The organism is Sphingobium cupriresistens (assembly GCF_004152865.1).
GTDB classification, from domain to species: domain Bacteria; phylum Pseudomonadota; class Alphaproteobacteria; order Sphingomonadales; family Sphingomonadaceae; genus Sphingobium; species Sphingobium cupriresistens.
Genome location: NZ_SEOO01000027.1, coordinates 24,934 through 41,036 on the forward strand (window position 1 = coordinate 24,934; position 16,103 = coordinate 41,036).

Sequence of the window (16,103 nt, forward strand, 5' to 3'; positions counted from 1 at the left end):
CAAGGAGGGTCGGCATGACCAGCACCGCAACCCAAACCCGCACCCGTTCCTTCATCGACCTGCGCGCCTGGGCGGCCGATGCGCGTCCCGCCACGCCGTCGGCCGATCCCTTCCTGACCGCGCGCGCAGACCTGCCGCTGGCGGACGGGCCGATCAGCGTCGGCCTCATCGCGCTGCCGCAGGGGGCGGGCGAAGTAACGCTGCTGCCCGCCGAAGAATTTATCATCGTGGAATCTGGCGCGTTGCGCATCGAACAGAGCGGCGCCAGCATCGCTCTGGCCGAAGGCGCCAGCATGCTCCTGCGCGACGGCGCGGCCTTCACCTGGTCTGCGCAAGCCGACACCCGCCTGCTGTTCATGCGCCGCCGCGGCGGTCCGGCCGGCGACGGCGCGATCATCCCGGTCGACACCGACGCCCCGCTCGAACCTTCAGGTGCGCCTTTGGCCGAACTGCTGGTCGGCCCGACGCCGCAATGCCGCAACCATGGCGATTACAAGTCGTCGGATGGCGAACTCATGGTCGGCACCTGGGATTCGACACCCTATTATCGGCGCGCCATGGCCTATCGCCATTATGAACTCATGTATCTGCTCGACGGCGGCGTTACCTTCATCGACGCAGCCGGAACCGAAGGCACGTTCGTCAAGGAGGACATCTTTCTGGTGGAACAGGGCGCCAGTTGCAGCTGGGACAGCCAGGTCCATGTGAAGAAAGTCTATTGCATCTACCGCCCGGCCTGAAACGCCTCGCGGCGTTCGCTAAACATCAATGTTCCCGCGCAGGCGGGAACACGCTATTCTATATTCACCCCATCGGATCGAGCGTCCCCAGCCAGCCCACCAGCCCGATAATGGCTACAGCCGCGCTTGTTTCCACCAGCAGCGACAGCCGCAGATGCGCGATCGCGCGTTGCGGGGTCCCGCTCTCCAGCATCGGCGTCAGGCGCCAGCGGTTCAGTCCCGCCAGCCCCAGCATCACCCCGAACAGCGCCAGCTTGGCGCCCAGCAGCCAGCCATAAAGGCTCCCCGCCAGCTCCGGCAATTGCGCCAGCCCCACGATCATCGCGCCATTGATCGCTCCACTGACCAGCAACGTGCCGACGATCAGCGTTCCCATCAGGGCGAAGCGCGATAGCATCTTGGCCACGCGCCGTATCGCCGCCGTCGTCGGCCGCAGCGTCAGCACGGCATGGCACAACACCACCAGCGCGCCGATCCACCCCGCCGCCGCCCAGATGTGGGCGATATCGGCGACGCGATGGACAGTCCCGGCGATATCCTCGGTCGCCCCCGCATGGCCGGTCCAGGCCAGCGTCGCCGCCGCGACGGCAGCGGCTACTAACGTCAGTCGCGGGCGGTTCAAGCCCGTAAAAACCAGCGCCAGCAACAGCGCGCCACCACGCACCGTCAGCACCGGGCCGATCGGCGTCATGGTCAACAAAATCTGCGCGCTGACCCAATCCGGGGCCGTGATCGGCGTGCCGGTCATCGCGGCGACGCTCGCCATCAGCCACAGCGCGGACAGCGCTATGCCCCCCAGCGCCAGCGCCACTAACACACGCCGGTCCCCCGCCATGCCCATCACCCACCAGAACAGCGGCAGTCCCATGAGCAGGGCAAGGTCGATCATCAGCGCAAACCGCGCGCCGATCAAAGCCCCTTCGATCATTACTTGACCTTGAAGCTGTAGCCGCCTTCCATCTTATGTTGGTCCGCGCCCACGATATGCCATTTCAAGTCATAGCTGCCGGCGGGCAGGGCGCGGGGAAAGGTCAGCGTCATGGTCTTGCCCTCGATCGCGGTCTTGAAACCCTTGATTGGCATGGCGGGATGGTCGCTCATGCCGGGCATCCCGGTCATCACCAGTTCAGCGCCGCTCATCGGCGCCAGGAAAGTCTCGGAAAAAGTAAGCACCAGCTTGGTCGGCTTGGCCACGGTCGCATTGGCGGCAGGGGTGGACGACAACAGCTTGCTGTGCGCGCTCGCAACGCCCGGCAGGGCCAGCGCGAAAGCGGCGACGGTCAGGAAATAACGGTTCATGGCAATGTCTCCAACAAGGGGCGTCAGGGGGAATTACGCATGGACTTGCCGGACCCCTCGACCCATGCGCATAATTTTCCGCTTCATCCGATGAGGGATGCACGTCCCCCGCGCGTATGCGGGAATGCGGATGGAGATGATGATGACCGATCTGGATCAGTTGCTGGCGACGGCGAGGGCGGTGCCGACCGATGCGCGGCTGGCGGACATGGATGCTGCCGTGATGGGCGGACTTGCCCACAGGCGGGACCAGATGACGGCGCGGCGCAGCCTGATGCTGGCGGGCCTGCTGGCGGTTGGCATCGGCTGGGTCGGCAGCATCGTGCCCGCCGCACCCGCGCAAGCTGCGCCCATGCCGATCGGCATGTCCGACTATGCGCCATCGCGCCTGCTCGGCCAATGACCCTGCGCCGCTACGCGCTGGTCGCGCTGGTCGCTTTCGCCGCCGCGCTGGCGGCGGTGCTGGTCGCACGCACCTGGCTCGCACCCACGCCGCGTGTGGAAAGCGAAGTCCACGCCCTGCTGCACCAGCGGATGACGCTCGACGCCGCGCAGGAACAGCGCATTCACGCCCTGGAGGCTGCCTTCGCCCAGCGCCGCGAAGCACTGGAGGCGGAAATGCGCGCCGACAATGAACGGCTCGCCGCCGCGATAGAGGGCGAACATGGCTATGGCCCCAAAGTGGCCGAAGCGGTCGACCGCTCGCATCATGTCATGGGGCAACTGCAAAAGGAAACGCTCCAGCACATCTTCGCGATGCGCGGCGTGCTGCGACCCGATCAGGCGGCGCAATTCGACGCCGCCATCGTCAAGGCGCTGACCCAGCCCGCCCGGTGAGTGCGGCCGACTCCGAACCCGACGACCGGACGCTTGCTACCCGCGCGCTGGCGGGGCATCAGTCCGCCTATGGCGCGTTGATGGCGCGCCACCGCGACGCCGTCTGGCGCCTCGCTCGCGGCCATGTCGGCGATGGCGATGAGGCGCTCGACATCACGCAGGAAACCTTCGTCGCCGCTTTCGCCGCGCTCGCCCGCTATGATGGCGCGCGCCCGTTCCGCGTCTGGATCGCGCGCATCGCGCTCAACAAATGCCGCGACTGGGCGCGTCGCCGAACGGTGCGGCGCTTCTTCGCCTTCGCCAAACCGCTCGACGACGCGCTCGATATCGCCGCGCCCGACGCCACGCCGGAGGAAGCCGCCCATTCCCATCGCGAAGTCGCGCGCATCAACGCCGCCATCGCCAGCCTGCCCGCCAATCTCAAGGACGTGCTCCTTCTGCGCACCATCGAACAGATGAGCCAGGCGGACGCGGCGCAGGTGTTGGGCATCACCGAAAAAGCGGTCGAAACCCGCCTCTACCGCGCCCGCGCAAAATTGACCGAAATTTTGAGGGATTAGCCGCCCACCCGCGTATGACAGGGCATGACGAACCCCATCGCCCTCGATCGCCGGACCCTCATCAAAAGCGCCGCGGCGCTCAGCCTCGCGGAGGCTTTCCCCGCCTGGGCGCGCAGCGGCACGGCGGGCCTGCGCCCAGCACCCGGCGTCCTGTCGGGCGACCATATTGCGCTCACCGTGGGGGAAAGCCATTTCGGCACCGGGGGCCGGTCCGCCCATGCGATTACGATCAACGGCACCGTCCCTGCGCCGCTCATCCGCTTGAAGGAAGGGCAGCGCGTCCAGATCGCCGTCACCAACAGGCTGAAAGAGGACACCTCGATCCACTGGCACGGCCTGATCGTCCCCTTCCAGATGGACGGCGTGCCGGGCGTCAGCTTCCCCGGCATTCGTCCGGGCGAAACCTTCACATACGACTTCCCCATCCGCCAGTCTGGCACCTACTGGTATCACAGCCATTCGGGGATGCAGGAGGCGATGGGCCATTATGGCCCGATCGTCATCGACCCCGCCGGGGTCGATCCGGTGCAGGCGACGCGCGAACATGTGATCGTGCTGTCCGACTGGTCGCCGGTCCATCCGCATGTGCTGCTGAAACGCCTCAAGCAGATGGGCGGCTATCATAATTTTCAGCGTCAGACGCTTGCTGGCCTGCTCGCGGGCAAGGACCAGAGCCTTAGGGAGCGCATGGACTGGGGCAAGATGCGCATGGACCCGACCGACATTTCCGATGTCACCGGCTCCACCTACAGCTTCCTCATCAACGGCCATGGTACGCCCGAAAACTGGACCGGCCTGTTCACACCCGGCGAGCGCGTCCGCCTGCGCATCGTCAACGCATCGGCCATGACCAATTTCAACGTCCGCCTGCCCGGCCTGCCGATGACCGTGGTCCAGTGCGACGGCCAGCATGTCCAGCCGATCGACACCGACGAGTTCCAGATCGGCATCGCCGAAACCTATGACGTCATCGTCCGGCCGGCCGAGGCGAAAGCCTATGGCCTGATCGCCGAAGCCATCGACCGCTCCGGCCAGGTCCGCGCCACCCTCGCGCCGCAGCTTGGCATGGTCGCGCCGGTCCCGGACCTGCGCAAACGCCCGCTGCTGACCATGAAGGATATGGGCATGGACATGTCCGGCATGGATATGGGGCAGGGGGGCGTGATCGACCTCAGCCAGCCCGCCAATGACAGCATGTCCGGCCACAGCATGAAAATGCTCGACCCGTCAGTCGCCCCCGACGTGCCGATGGGACCGGGCGTCGCGACCCTCTCCGCCATGCCCGCCGATCGCACCGCGGATCGGCCGACGGGTCTGGAGGATGTCGATCATCGCGTCCTCACCTATGCGGGCCTGCGCGCGCTGGAACCCAATCAGGACATCCGCACTCCCACCCGCACGCTCGACATCCACCTGACGGCGAACATGGAACGCTATATGTGGTCCTTCGACGGGGTGAAGCTGTCCGACGGCGCTGACCCTATTGCCTTCCGCCACAATGAACGGGTCCGCGTCACCCTCATCAACGACACGATGATGCCGCACCCCATCCACATCCACGGCCATTTCTTCCAATTGCTGACCGGCGACGATCCGCTCCACAACCCGCGCAAGCATACGGTGAACGTCCTGCCCGGCGGCAAGGTCAGCTTCGATCTCACCGCCGATGCGCTGGGCGACTGGGCCTTCCACTGCCACATGCTGATGCACATGCACGCCGGGATGATGCGCGTCGTCACGGTCCGTCCCGCGGAGGACGCGGCATGAAGCGCCTGATCGTCGCCACCCTGCTGGCCGGCATCGCAACGCCCGCGATCGCGCAGGACCATAGCCAGATGGACCATAGCGCGCACCAGATGCCGCATCCGGAAGAGGCTCCGGCCGCCCCAGAACCCGCCGATCCGCACGCCGGCCATAGCGACCCTGCGCCAGCCGAACCGTCCAACCCCCATGCCGGCCACGCCATGCCCGCATCCGATGACGCGGTGCCCAAAGGAGTCGCGCCTCCGATCCCCACCGATCACGCCGCCGATGCCCTCTACGATCCCGCCACCATGGCCAGCGCCCGCGCCGCCATGACGAAGGAAAATGGCGGCATGACTTTCTCCCAGCTCATGATCGACCGCTTCGAATATCGCGCGCAAAAGGGCGGCGATGGCTATGCCTGGGAAGGCGAAGGCTGGATCGGCGGCGACATCAACCGCCTCGCCATCAAGTCGGAAGGGGAGGGCGTCATCGGCGGCCGCCTGCACCAGGCAGAATTCCAGGCGCTTTACAGCCGCGCGATCGATCCCTGGTGGAATATCGTCGCGGGCGTCCGCCAGGATTTCCGCCCCCAGCCCCAACGCACCTATGCCACCATCGGCATCGAAGGCCTCGCCCCCTATTGGTTCGAACTGGAGGCGCAGGCCTTTCTCTCCGACAAGGGCGACGCTCATCTGCGGGTCGAAGGCAGCTACGACCAGCGCATCACCCAGCGCCTCGTCCTGCAACCCGCCGCCGAAGTGAATATCGCCGCGCAGGACGTGCCGGAACTCGGCGTCGGGTCCGGCCTCTCGACCATCGAACTGGGCCTGCGCCTGCGCTACGAAATCGCCCGCGAATTTGCGCCCTATATCGGCGTCAATTGGGAACGCAGCCTCGGCGACACCGCCCGTTACGCCCGCGCGGCGGGGGAGGGGGCGTCTGCCACCAGCCTGGTGATGGGCATCCGCTTCTGGTTCTAATGCAAGTCATGTCGGCATAAGCTGCCGCATCCCGGCAATAATTTGTCATCAACGCGGCGACCGGTGACAGGCTTCGCGCAATCGCGCCGTACCGCCCGTCTAGTCTCTGCCCGATACCGCAAAACGGATGAGGGTAGATGCTGCGTTCCGCCTGTCTGGGCTTGTCCTTCCTGAGCGCGCTGGTGATGGCGTCGCCGGCCGCCGCCCAGGCGGACGATAGCGGCGCATGGGCGCTTAGCGGCGGCTTCGATCTCATCGAATTGCGCGCCGGCAAGGGCGACGATGTTTTCCTGTGGGACGGCACTTTCTCCCTCGGCAACGCCACCGACCAGTTGATGCTGGTGACGCAGGGCGGCGGGGCGCTCGGCAACCAGATCGACGAAGTGCAGGCCCGGCTTTTCTACGGCCGCACCATCGGCAATGCGACGCTGCTCGTGGGCGTGCGCAAGGATTTCACCCCCCATCCGCGCGACCTCCACGCCATCATCGGCGTACAGGGCAATGTCGGCACGCGCCTCAGTTGGGAAAGCTACGCCTTCCTGTCGGACAATGGCCGGCTGACCGGCGAGGGGCAGATCGTCTATCAACTGCCGATCACCGACAGCCTCTATCTGGAACCGCGCGTCGGCGTCGGCTGGTCGGCGCAGGGGGTGGCGGTGGATGCGGTGGAATCGGGCTTTACGGAGGGGGAGGGGACGCTGCGCCTGCGCTACCGCCTGACACCCAAGCTCAACATCTATACGGCGGTCGTCCATGAACGACTGCTCGCCGGCACCCGCCGCCTCGCTCGCGCTCAGGGCGATACGCTGCAATCGACCATGGCGGTGATCGGCTTCGGCTTCAGCTTGTAATTTCTACAGATGTTCCCGCCTGCGCGGGGGCACGCAGCGCTCTAGTCACCCAACGCCAAATGCCGCTCCGCCAGCGCGACATGCAGCCTGATACCCAGTTCCAGCACATCGTCATTGAAATCATAATGCGGGTTGTGCAGCGGTGCGGACCCCTCCACCTTCGCCTGACCAAGCCAGATATAGGCGCCCTTGCATGCCTGGAGCATGAAGGCGAAATCCTCCGACGTGAAGGCCGGATCGGGCGCCAGTTGCGCGACGCCCACCGTCGCTGCGGCGTCCAGCGCCTCCTGCGTGGCTTCCGCGTCGTTGATCGTCGCGGGATAGTAGCGCTGGTAATCGACCGTCGCCGTCAGTTCGCCCGCCAGCGCCACCCCCGCCACGATCTGTCGGATCGAATCCTCGATCCGATCCTGGACGGCCGGATCGAATGTGCGCACGGTGCCTGAAACCGTCACCAGTTCGGGGATCACATTATGCGTATGCCCGCCATGGATCTGTGTGATGGACAGCACGGCCGACGCCGTCGGCGCGATCCGGCGGGACACGATTCCCTGTAATTGCTGCACCAATGCTGCTGCAGCAAATATCGCGTCCGGCGTATCCTGCGGTATCGCCGCATGGCCGCCGCGCCCTTCCAGGCGAATCTCGAACTTGTCGGCCGCGCCCATGATAGGGCCGGGCCGCGTTGCGATCGTGCCGGCCGGCAGGTCGGGCCAATTGTGCAGCCCGAACACCCGGTCGCAGGGAAAACGCTCGAACAGCCCTTCATTGACCATCTCCCGCGCGCCGCCCTGGCCTTCCTCGGCCGGCTGGAAGAAGAAATTGACCGTGCCGTCAAAATGGCGGCTCCGCGCCAGATGCTGCGCGGCCCCCAGCAGCATCGCGACATGCCCGTCATGACCGCAGCCATGGAAGGTGCCGGGCGTCGTGCTGGCATAGGGCAGGCTGGTCTGCTCCTGGATCGGCAAAGCGTCCATGTCCGCGCGCAGCCCGATGCTGCGCGAAGACGTCCCGTTGCGCAGCACCCCGACAACGCCGGTTCGGCCGATCCCCTCATGCACCTCCAGCCCCAGCGCGCGCAGTTGCTCGGCTATGCGACCCGCGGTGCGATGTTCGCAGAAACCCAGTTCGGGATGGGCGTGAATGTCGCGCCGGAACGCGACGAGCGGTTCGATCAGGTCGGCAATGTCGGTCATGCTTGGAAACTTAGCCCTATCGTTGCTCGCCGAACAGATGCTGGATCGGATAATGATGTTTGATGAAGGGCGACTTGATCACGACATAGCTGAAATATTTCTCGATGCCGTAATCGCTTTCCAGCATCCCTTCGATAATCGACTGATAATGGCCCACGCCGCGCGTCACGAATTTCAGCAGATAGTCATAGCCGCCGCTGACCAGATGACATTCGACAATCTCGTCCAGCTTGCGGATGCGTGTCTCGAACCGCGAAAAGTCGCCCGCGCGATGCTCGGTCAGCGTCACTTCGGTAAAGACCGTCAGATATTCGCCCAGCTTGTGCAGGTTGATATGCGCGCCATAGCCGGTGATGTAACCGGCCTTCTCAAGCCGCTTGACTCGCGTCAGGCAGGGACTGGGGGACAGGCCGACCGCATCGGCCAGCTCGACATTGGTGATGCGGCCTGATTGCTGAAGCTGTGTCAGGATCTTGAGGTCGATCCTGTCCAGTCTGGGTCCGCCCAACATATCCTTTGCTCCCCCTTTTTATCCCAGCGCCGCGCGAATATCCGCTTCTTCGAGCAGATCGTCCAGCGTCTTGGCGATGCGGGCGAATATCTCGTCCATCTCGCCGTCGCTTGCGCAAAGCGCGGGCGCCAGGCCGATGATATTGTCGGCGAACGCGCGGAAGATGACGCCATTGTCATAGGCTTTGGCGAACAAGCGGTCGGCCAGTTTCAGGCCCGGATCGAACCGCGCCTTGCTGCCCGTGTCCGCGACCAGCTCGATCGCGCCCAGCAGGCCCCGTCCGCGCGTATCGCCCACCATGGGATGATTGGCCAGGCCAGCCAGCCCGGCGTCGAAGCGCGTGGCGACCCTTTGCCCGTTCGCCAATATGCCGCCATCGGTATAGAGGCGCAGCACTTCCAGCCCGACGGCCGCGCTGACCGGATGGCCCGAATAGGTCGCGCCATGGCCGATCGCGACTTCGGGCGCCGCGCCATTGGCAATGCCCTCATAGACCTTGCCCGACATCAGCAACGCCCCCATCGGCACGTAACCGGCGGTCAGCCCCTTGGCCAACGTCATCAGGTCTGGCGTCACGCCTTCGGCTTCGCACGCGAACATGGGGCCAGTGCGGCCAAAGCCGGTGATGACTTCATCGGTGACGAACAGGATGTCGAGCTGCGTGCAAGTCTCGCGCATCGCTTTGAGCCAACCGACGGGCGGCACGATCACGCCGCCCGATCCCTGGATCGGCTCGCAGAAGAAGGCGGCGACATTGTCCGCGCCCAGCTGCGCCACCTTCTCCTTCAATTCCTGCACCGACCGCGCGATGATCGCGGCGTCGTCGCCCTCCAGATCGCTGCGATAGGGATAGGGCGACGCGATATGATGCTGCCAGCGCAATGGCAGGTCGAAGCCACGATGGAAATTGGCCAGCGCGGTCAACCCTGCACCCGTGCTGCTCGACCCGTGATAGCCGCGCTCCAGCGCGATGAACTGCTTCTTTTCCGGCTTGCCGATCGCGTTGTGATAATGGGTGATGTATCGGATCGCGCTGTCCACGGCGTCCGATCCGCCCAACGTGAAATAGACATGGTCCAGTCCTTCGGGGCTCAGGTCCACCAGTTGCTGCGCCAGCTTCACCGCCGGCTCGCTGCCAAAATGGAAATAGCCTGTCGCGTAGGGCAGGCGGCGCATCTGCTCGGCCGCTGCCTCGGCGATGCTGTCCTGACCATAGCCGACATTGACGCACCAAAGGCCGGCAAAGGCGTCGATCAATTCCCGGCCCTCGACATCCTTCAACCACATCCCCTTGCCGCTTTCCAGCAGCAGCGCGCCATGCGCTTCATGCCCGCGGAAGGAAGTGACCGGATGGATCAGATGGTCGCGGTCGATGTCCAGAAGGGACCGATTGGAATGCAGCGTCATCTTAGGGGCTCGCCATTGTGGTTCTGAAGTTCAGCCTATCCTTATGCGGCAGGGCGAAAGCCCGATATGGGGCGAATAGGCACCCTCGCCCGCTTTAAACGGGAACTTACGCAGCATATTCTGCCGCGTCCGTTCGCAGCGGTCAGGCCAGCGCGTCGGCGACAGCCCTGCCGCACTGCTCGGTATTCGCCTTGCCCTTCAGGTCGCCGGTGCGCAGGCCCGGCTCGGCCAGCACCGTCTCGACTGCGCGCATGATCGCGGCGGCGGCGTCCGCCTCGCCCAGATGCTCCAGCATCATCGCCGCCGACCAGATTTGCCCGACCGGATTGGCGACCCCCTTGCCGGCGATGTCGGGCGCGGAGCCGTGGACCGGCTCGAACAGCGAGGGCGCGGTGCGATCCGGGTTGATATTGCCCGATGGCGCCACCCCGATCGTGCCGGTGCAGGCCGGGCCAAGGTCGGACAAGATGTCGCCGAACAGGTTGGACGCCACCACCACGTCGAAGCGATCCGGGTTCAGCACGAACTGCGCGGTCAAAATATCGATATGATATTTGTCATGGGTGACGCTCGGATAGTGTTTCGCCATCTCCTCCACTCGCTCGTCCCACCAGGGCATGGTGATGGCGATGCCGTTGGACTTGGTCGCCGACGTGGCATGCTTGCGATCCCGCGTCGCGGCCAGTTCGAAGGCGTAGCGCAGCACCCGGTCGGTGCCGCGCCGGGTCATCACCGTTTCCTGGATCACGATCTCCCGGTCGGTGCCGGGAAACATCTTGCCGCCGACCGAACTATATTCCCCTTCCGTATTCTCGCGCACGACCCAGAAATCGATATCGCCCGGCTCGCGCCCGACGAGAGGGCAGGGGACGCCGGGCATCAACCGCACCGGGCGCAAATTGACATATTGATCATATTCGCGCCGAAACTGGAGCAACGATCCCCACAGCGAAATATGGTCCGGCACCGTATCGGGCCAGCCGACCGCGCCGAAGAAGATCGCATCGGGTTTGCCGATCTGCGCCTTCCAATCGTCCGGCATCATCTGGCCATGCTTGGCGTAATAATCGCAGCAGGCGAAATCCTGCCATTTCTGATCGATGGAAAAGCCATACAGGCTCGCCGCGCGTTCCAGCACGCGAATGCCTTCGGGCATGACTTCCTTGCCGATCCCGTCGCCGGGAATGACGGAGATGGCATAGTTGCGTGAGTTAGTCATAGCCTACTCCCGTTCGCCCTGAGCCTGTCAAAGGGCTTCACTTTTCTGCGAGTACAAGAAATGGGCTTCAACAGGCTCAGCCCGAACGGATGGAAGGGCCGATTAAAGTTTAAGCCCCGCAATGTGGAACGCCTTGGTTTCCAGATATTCCTCGATCCCCGCATGAGCGCCTTCGCGGCCCAGGCCCGACATCTTGACCCCGCCGAACGGCGCGACTTCCATGGCGATCGCCCCGCTGTTGAGCGCGACCATCCCGGCCTCCAGCCGTTCCGCCACGCGGAAGGCGCGATGCAGATTTTCGGTGTAGAAATAGGCGGCCAGGCCATAGCTGGTGGCGTTGGCCAGCTCGATCCCTTCCTCCTCATGGATGAAGCGGAACAGCGGTGCGACCGGCCCGAACGTCTCTTCCTGCGCCAGCCGCATGTCCCGCGTCGCCCCGGTCAGGATGACCGGCGTCGCAAACCGGGCACCCGTCGCATCATTGGCCGCCCGCGCGAACAAAGTCGCACCATGCGACAACGCATCCTCGACATGCGCCTGCACCTTCTCGACGGCGGCGACGCTGATCAGCGGGCCGATCGTACTGCCCGTCCTGTCGCCCGGCGCGACCTTCAGCGCGGACACCGCCCTGGCCAGCTTCTCGGCGAACTGGTCGTAGACCCCGTCCTGCACCAATATGCGGTTCGCGCATACGCAGGTCTGGCCTGCGTTGCGGAATTTGCTGACCATCGCACTGGCGACGGCGATGTCCACATCGGCATCGTCGAACACGATCAACGGGGCATTGCCGCCCAGCTCGAAGCTCACCCGCTTGATCGTGTCGGCGCATTGCCGCATCAGCAGCGACCCCACCCGCGTCGATCCGGTGAAGGACAATTTGCGCACCACCGGACTGGCGGTCAGCGCCCCGCCGATCGCCGTCGGCAGGCCGGTGACGATATTGAACACACCCGCCGGGATGCCGGCTTCCTCCGCCAGCTTCGCCAGCGCCAGCGCGGTGAAGGGGGTCAGCTCCGACGGCTTGACCACCACCGGGCAACCGGCCGCCAAAGCCGGCGCGCATTTGCGGGTAATCATCGCGGCGGGGAAATTCCACGGCGTAATCGCCGCCGAAACCCCCACCGGCTCTTTCATCACCAATATGCGGCGATTGGCCTCCGGCGCGGGCACGATGCCGCCATCGACGCGGCGGCCTTCTTCCGCGAACCATTTGATGAAGCTGGCGGCATAGCGAATCTCGCCCTCGGCCTCCGCGATCGGTTTGCCCTGTTCGGCGGTCATGATCCGGCCCAGATCGGCGACATTGGCCAGCACCAAAGCGTGCCAGCGCTCCAGCACGGCCGCGCGATCGCCTGCCGTCCGCGCCTTCCATGCCGGGAAAGCCGCCTCGGCCGCGGCGATGGCGGCCAGTGTATCGGCCTCGCCACAATCGGGCACCGTGCCGATGATCGCGCCAGTGGCGGGATTATCGACCGGCACGGTCGCGCCGGATGTCGCGCCGACCCATGCCCCGCCGATGAAGGCGCGTTCGATGAAAAGGGCGGGATTGTCGAGGATAAGGGTCATCCGAGCGCCTGCGTGGTGAGAGAGAAGGTCGTGACCGAAGGATCGATCGTCGGTTGCGGCCCGCGCACCATGCGCACGACCCGGCCGACACAGGGCAGGCCCAATTCGTCCAGCCAGCCGCCAAGCCCGCCTTCTTCGGGTATGTCCAACCGGCAGAACATGCCGCTATTGGACCCCAGCCAGTGGGATATCAGCGCCTTAGCCCCGCCCCTGTCGGGCGCGATCGTCGGCCCGACGACATAACCCCGGCCAAAGCGCCGGAACAGCGAAAAGCCCACCGGCTCATTGCTGCGCGTCAGCACCACGCCCTGCGCGCCGGGCGCCAGCGCGTCGAGTAGCGCATCGCGGTCCATCCCCGTCGCGCGGCGCGCCAGGTCATGCAATGTCCCCATATCCTTGGCGCCCAGCGGGCGCACCCGCTCGTCGGGGATCAGTTCGGCCATCGGCACGGCAAAGGCGGCGCCCTGATGCTGGAACACCGGGCCGATGGTTGCGAACCCCAGCTTGCGATAAAGCGGCGCGCCTTCGTCCGTGGCGTTCAGCAGCACGGTGCGCGACCCCAGATCGCCCAGCACCGCTTCCATCAACCGGCGGCCCAGCCCCATGCCCTGCGCCTGCGGGGACACGATCACCATGCCCAGCGTCGCGGCATCCTCGCCATAGAGCCAGGCCATGGCGGTGCCGATCACTTCCCGTTGACCCTCTGGGCCATCGCGCTCGACGACATAACCGAAACCCAGGCCGAACAGCATCTCCCAATCCTCGATGCGGTGGGGCCATTTCTGTTCGCTCGATAGGGTATGGGCGGCGGCCAGATCCTCGACGGTCATCCGCCGCAGGTCCACCATCGCCTCTATGCCTGTCGCCATGCGTCTTGCTCCTTGGCGGGAAAGGGGCGCCCGCCTGCCTCTGTTCGGAATCAATGGCCGGACATTAGAAGGCCGCGCCAAGCATTGGCTGCCGCCTTCGTCCTGATTTTGGAAGATTATCGCGCACATTTTCCCGTGCAATTGCAACAAATGCCGCGACGCGCGCCTATTTTGTCGGAATGTCCGTATGAAGGAGATTATGCCGTGGCCGGTTTCAACCCCGATCAGATCAGCCTGCCCCATGCGCATAATTTCATCGGCGGGCGCCGGGTTGCAGGTCACGGGCCGGCCCTCATCGTGCGGCGACCGTCCGACGGCCGGATACAGGCCGAACTCGACAGCGCCGATGCCGATCAACTGGTCGAAGCGGTCGTAGACGCGCAACGCGCCTATAAGCGCAGCGGCTGGGCGCAGACCGATCCGCGCGGCCGGATGAAGGTGATGCGTCGCTGGGCCGACCTGATCGAAGCCGATGCCGCGACGCTCGCCCCGCTCGAAGCCTTGGGGTCCACCCGGATGCTCAAGGAAATCACCGCCTGGGATTTGAGCTACACCGCCGAAACCATCCGCTTCTTCGCCGAATGGGCGGACAAGGTGGGCGGCGAAGTCGCGTCCACCACGCCCGACAAGCTGGGCCTCACCATCACCGAACCCTATGGCGTCGTCGCCGCGATCGCGCCGTGGAACCTCCCGCTGGTGATGGCTGCGTGGAAGATCGCGCCTGCCATCGCCGCGGGCAACAGCATCGTCCTCAAGCCGTCGGAAATGACGCCCTTCAGCATCGTGCGCCTCGCCGAACTGGCGATCGAGGCGGGGCTGCCCGCGGGCATCTTCAACATCGTGCAGGGCGACGGCCGCTCGGTTGGCGATCCATTGGTGCGCCGCCCCGAAGTGGCGAAGGTCACCTTCACCGGCTCCACCCGCACCGGCGCCGCCATCATGGCCGCCTGCGCGGAAACCGGGCCGAAGCCGGTGACGCTGGAACTGGGCGGCAAAAGCCCGCAGATCATCTTCGCCGACGCAGAATTGAACAAGGCGTCAGCCATCGTCGCCCGCGCCATCACCCTCAATGCGGGTCAGGTCTGCGTCGCCGGATCGCGCCTGCTGGTGCAGGACAAGGTCGCGGACCAGGTGATCGATCGCCTCGTCGCCGCCTTCGCCGCGCACCGGCCCGGCCCAACCTGGGCCGCCGACACCACGCTGGGGCCGATCATATCCGAAGGCCAGCTCGACCGCATGGCCGGCATCGTCGGCCGCGCTGTCGCGGCAGGGGCGGAAGCGCTCACCGGCGGCGGCCGTGCAGCCGCGCCGGAGGAGGGCAGCTATTTCGCGCCGACCCTGCTCGCCAATGTCGACCAGAAGAGCGAGGTCGTGCAGGGCGAAATCTTCGGCCCGGTCCTCACCGTCCAGAACTTCGCGGACGAGGAGGACGCCTATGCGCTGGCAAACGACAGCGACTATGGCCTGGCCGCCGGCGTCCATACCGGCGACATTGGCCGCGCCCTGCGCGCCACCCGTTCGCTGGAAGCCGGCACCATCTGGGTCAACCGCTACGGTCGCAGCAACGACTTTATCCTGCCCACCGGCGGCTACAAGCAATCGGGCATCGGCAAGGATCTCGGCCGCGAAGCCTATATGGCGAATCTCAAGACCAAGGTCGCGCTGATCGAATTCTGATATTGGGCGGGCCGGCTCCATGTGTTACAATGCACTGCATATGCAACACATGGAGCCGGCCCGCCATGAATGAGGCGACCTTCACCTTTCGCGTGGATCAGGAACTCAAGGGCCGCTTCGCCCGCGCGGCCAAGGCGCAGGATCGCACCGGCGCGCAATTGTTGCGCGATTTCATGCGCGATGTCGTACTGCGCGAGGAACAGGCCGAAAGCCATGACGCCTGGTTCCGTCGTCAGGTCGACGCCGGACGCGCATCCGCGCAGGCAGGCCACCTCATCGCCGGCGATGAAGTCGAGGCGCATTTCGCCGCACGACGCGCCGCCACGCTGCGGACATCAGACGGCGAGCGATGAGGCTGCGCTGGACGGCCGATGCCGTCAGGGATCGTGACGCCATTTACGACTATGTCGAAGCGCGCAGCCCGCGCGCGGCGATCAGGCTCGACACGCTCTTTTCGCAAAGAGCAGCCGACCTGTCCCGGCTCCCTGCCATGGGCCGGCCTGGCCGGGTGCCGGGAACGCGCGAACTAATCGCGCATCGCAACTATATTCTGGTCTATGACCTGACCGATACGGACGTGCGCATCCTGCGCCTGCTTCACGCCGCGCGCCTGTGGCCGCCACAAGAGCGGCGCTGACTCGATGA

Annotated in this window: 18 protein-coding genes; 10 read left to right on the forward strand and 8 right to left on the reverse strand. The window is 65.3% G+C overall.

Features of this window, described 5'->3' with window-relative positions; genetic code table 11:
• The first annotated feature begins 14 nt into the window (after nucleotides 1-14).
• Complete coding sequence (locus tag EWH12_RS15505; protein ID WP_129927132.1) at nucleotides 15-740, forward strand: cupin domain-containing protein; 726 nt, start codon at nucleotides 15-17, stop codon at nucleotides 738-740.
• 64 nt (nucleotides 741-804) lie between these two features.
• Here EWH12_RS15505 and copD read toward each other — a convergent pair whose 3' ends face one another.
• Together copD and copC are read right to left on the reverse strand one after the other, a co-directional pair.
• On the reverse strand, nucleotides 805-1,668 hold the full coding sequence (gene copD / locus EWH12_RS15510; protein ID WP_066609117.1) for a copper homeostasis membrane protein CopD: 864 nt from the start codon (nucleotides 1,666-1,668) through the stop codon (nucleotides 805-807).
• Nucleotides 1,668-2,039 carry a copper homeostasis periplasmic binding protein CopC gene (gene copC, locus EWH12_RS15515; protein ID WP_129927133.1) on the reverse strand — a complete coding sequence of 124 codons (372 nt, stop codon included), beginning with the start codon at nucleotides 2,037-2,039 and terminating at the stop codon, nucleotides 1,668-1,670. Before copC ends, copD begins: the two co-directional genes overlap by 1 nt.
• Before the next feature lie 142 nt (nucleotides 2,040-2,181).
• Here copC and EWH12_RS15520 point away from each other — a divergent pair, with 142 nt between their 5' ends.
• The 6 genes from EWH12_RS15520 (at nucleotide 2,182) to EWH12_RS15545 (ending at nucleotide 7,013) form a co-directional block, all read left to right on the forward strand.
• The gene (locus EWH12_RS15520; RefSeq protein WP_129927134.1) at nucleotides 2,182-2,442 is read left to right on the forward strand and encodes a hypothetical protein; all 261 of its coding nucleotides are present in this window, start codon (nucleotides 2,182-2,184) and stop codon (nucleotides 2,440-2,442) included.
• Nucleotides 2,439-2,876 (forward strand): periplasmic heavy metal sensor, encoded by a 438-nt coding sequence (locus EWH12_RS15525; RefSeq protein ID WP_129927135.1) that lies wholly within the window; start codon nucleotides 2,439-2,441, stop codon nucleotides 2,874-2,876. Before EWH12_RS15520 ends, EWH12_RS15525 begins: the two co-directional genes overlap by 4 nt.
• Entirely contained in the window at nucleotides 2,873-3,436 is a 564-nt protein-coding gene (locus EWH12_RS15530) for an RNA polymerase sigma factor (RefSeq protein ID WP_129927136.1), read from the forward strand. Before EWH12_RS15525 ends, EWH12_RS15530 begins: the two co-directional genes overlap by 4 nt.
• Before the next feature lie 24 nt (nucleotides 3,437-3,460).
• Nucleotides 3,461-5,203: a copper resistance system multicopper oxidase gene (locus EWH12_RS15535; protein ID WP_129927137.1), complete on the forward strand. Its 1,743-nt coding sequence runs from the start codon at nucleotides 3,461-3,463 to the stop codon at nucleotides 5,201-5,203.
• Nucleotides 5,200-6,162, forward strand: a complete 963-nt coding sequence (locus EWH12_RS15540; RefSeq protein WP_129927138.1) for a copper resistance protein B — start codon at nucleotides 5,200-5,202, stop codon at nucleotides 6,160-6,162. The genes EWH12_RS15535 and EWH12_RS15540 overlap by 4 nt, the downstream gene beginning before the upstream one ends.
• Nucleotides 6,163-6,299: 137 nt before the next feature.
• A complete protein-coding gene (locus tag EWH12_RS15545; RefSeq protein ID WP_129927139.1) occupies nucleotides 6,300-7,013 on the forward strand; it encodes a copper resistance protein B in 714 nt (237 codons plus the stop codon).
• A 41-nt stretch (nucleotides 7,014-7,054) separates the two neighbouring features.
• Here the strand turns inward: EWH12_RS15545 and EWH12_RS15550 are convergent, their stop codons facing one another.
• From EWH12_RS15550 to EWH12_RS15575, 6 genes are all read right to left on the reverse strand, one after another.
• Nucleotides 7,055-8,209, reverse strand: a complete 1,155-nt coding sequence (locus EWH12_RS15550; protein WP_129927140.1) for a M20 aminoacylase family protein — start codon at nucleotides 8,207-8,209, stop codon at nucleotides 7,055-7,057.
• A gap of 16 nt (nucleotides 8,210-8,225) precedes the next feature.
• Nucleotides 8,226-8,720, reverse strand: a complete 495-nt coding sequence (locus EWH12_RS15555; protein ID WP_066609125.1) for an Lrp/AsnC family transcriptional regulator — start codon at nucleotides 8,718-8,720, stop codon at nucleotides 8,226-8,228.
• An 18-nt stretch (nucleotides 8,721-8,738) separates the two neighbouring features.
• On the reverse strand, nucleotides 8,739-10,127 hold the full coding sequence (locus tag EWH12_RS15560; protein ID WP_129927141.1) for an aminotransferase class III-fold pyridoxal phosphate-dependent enzyme: 1,389 nt from the start codon (nucleotides 10,125-10,127) through the stop codon (nucleotides 8,739-8,741).
• Nucleotides 10,128-10,269: 142 nt separating this feature from the next.
• Complete coding sequence (locus EWH12_RS15565; RefSeq protein WP_129927142.1) at nucleotides 10,270-11,346, reverse strand: tartrate dehydrogenase; 1,077 nt, start codon at nucleotides 11,344-11,346, stop codon at nucleotides 10,270-10,272.
• Nucleotides 11,347-11,448: 102 nt separating this feature from the next.
• Nucleotides 11,449-12,912 carry an NAD-dependent succinate-semialdehyde dehydrogenase gene (locus EWH12_RS15570; protein ID WP_129927143.1) on the reverse strand — a complete coding sequence of 488 codons (1,464 nt, stop codon included), beginning with the start codon at nucleotides 12,910-12,912 and terminating at the stop codon, nucleotides 11,449-11,451.
• Complete coding sequence (locus EWH12_RS15575) at nucleotides 12,909-13,781, reverse strand: GNAT family N-acetyltransferase (protein WP_129927144.1); 873 nt, start codon at nucleotides 13,779-13,781, stop codon at nucleotides 12,909-12,911. Before EWH12_RS15575 ends, EWH12_RS15570 begins: the two co-directional genes overlap by 4 nt.
• Before the next feature lie 204 nt (nucleotides 13,782-13,985).
• Between EWH12_RS15575 and EWH12_RS15580 the strand changes: the two genes are divergently transcribed.
• The 3 genes from EWH12_RS15580 to EWH12_RS15590 all read left to right on the forward strand — a co-directional run bounded on the left by EWH12_RS15580 (nucleotide 13,986) and on the right by EWH12_RS15590 (nucleotide 16,095).
• Nucleotides 13,986-15,458 (forward strand): aldehyde dehydrogenase family protein, encoded by a 1,473-nt coding sequence (locus tag EWH12_RS15580; RefSeq protein WP_242496084.1) that lies wholly within the window; start codon nucleotides 13,986-13,988, stop codon nucleotides 15,456-15,458.
• A 65-nt stretch (nucleotides 15,459-15,523) separates the two neighbouring features.
• Nucleotides 15,524-15,811 carry a CopG family ribbon-helix-helix protein gene (locus tag EWH12_RS15585; RefSeq protein WP_066609130.1) on the forward strand — a complete coding sequence of 96 codons (288 nt, stop codon included), beginning with the start codon at nucleotides 15,524-15,526 and terminating at the stop codon, nucleotides 15,809-15,811.
• A complete protein-coding gene (locus EWH12_RS15590; protein ID WP_066609131.1) occupies nucleotides 15,808-16,095 on the forward strand; it encodes a type II toxin-antitoxin system RelE/ParE family toxin in 288 nt (95 codons plus the stop codon). Before EWH12_RS15585 ends, EWH12_RS15590 begins: the two co-directional genes overlap by 4 nt.
• Nucleotides 16,096-16,103: the final 8 nt, after the last annotated feature.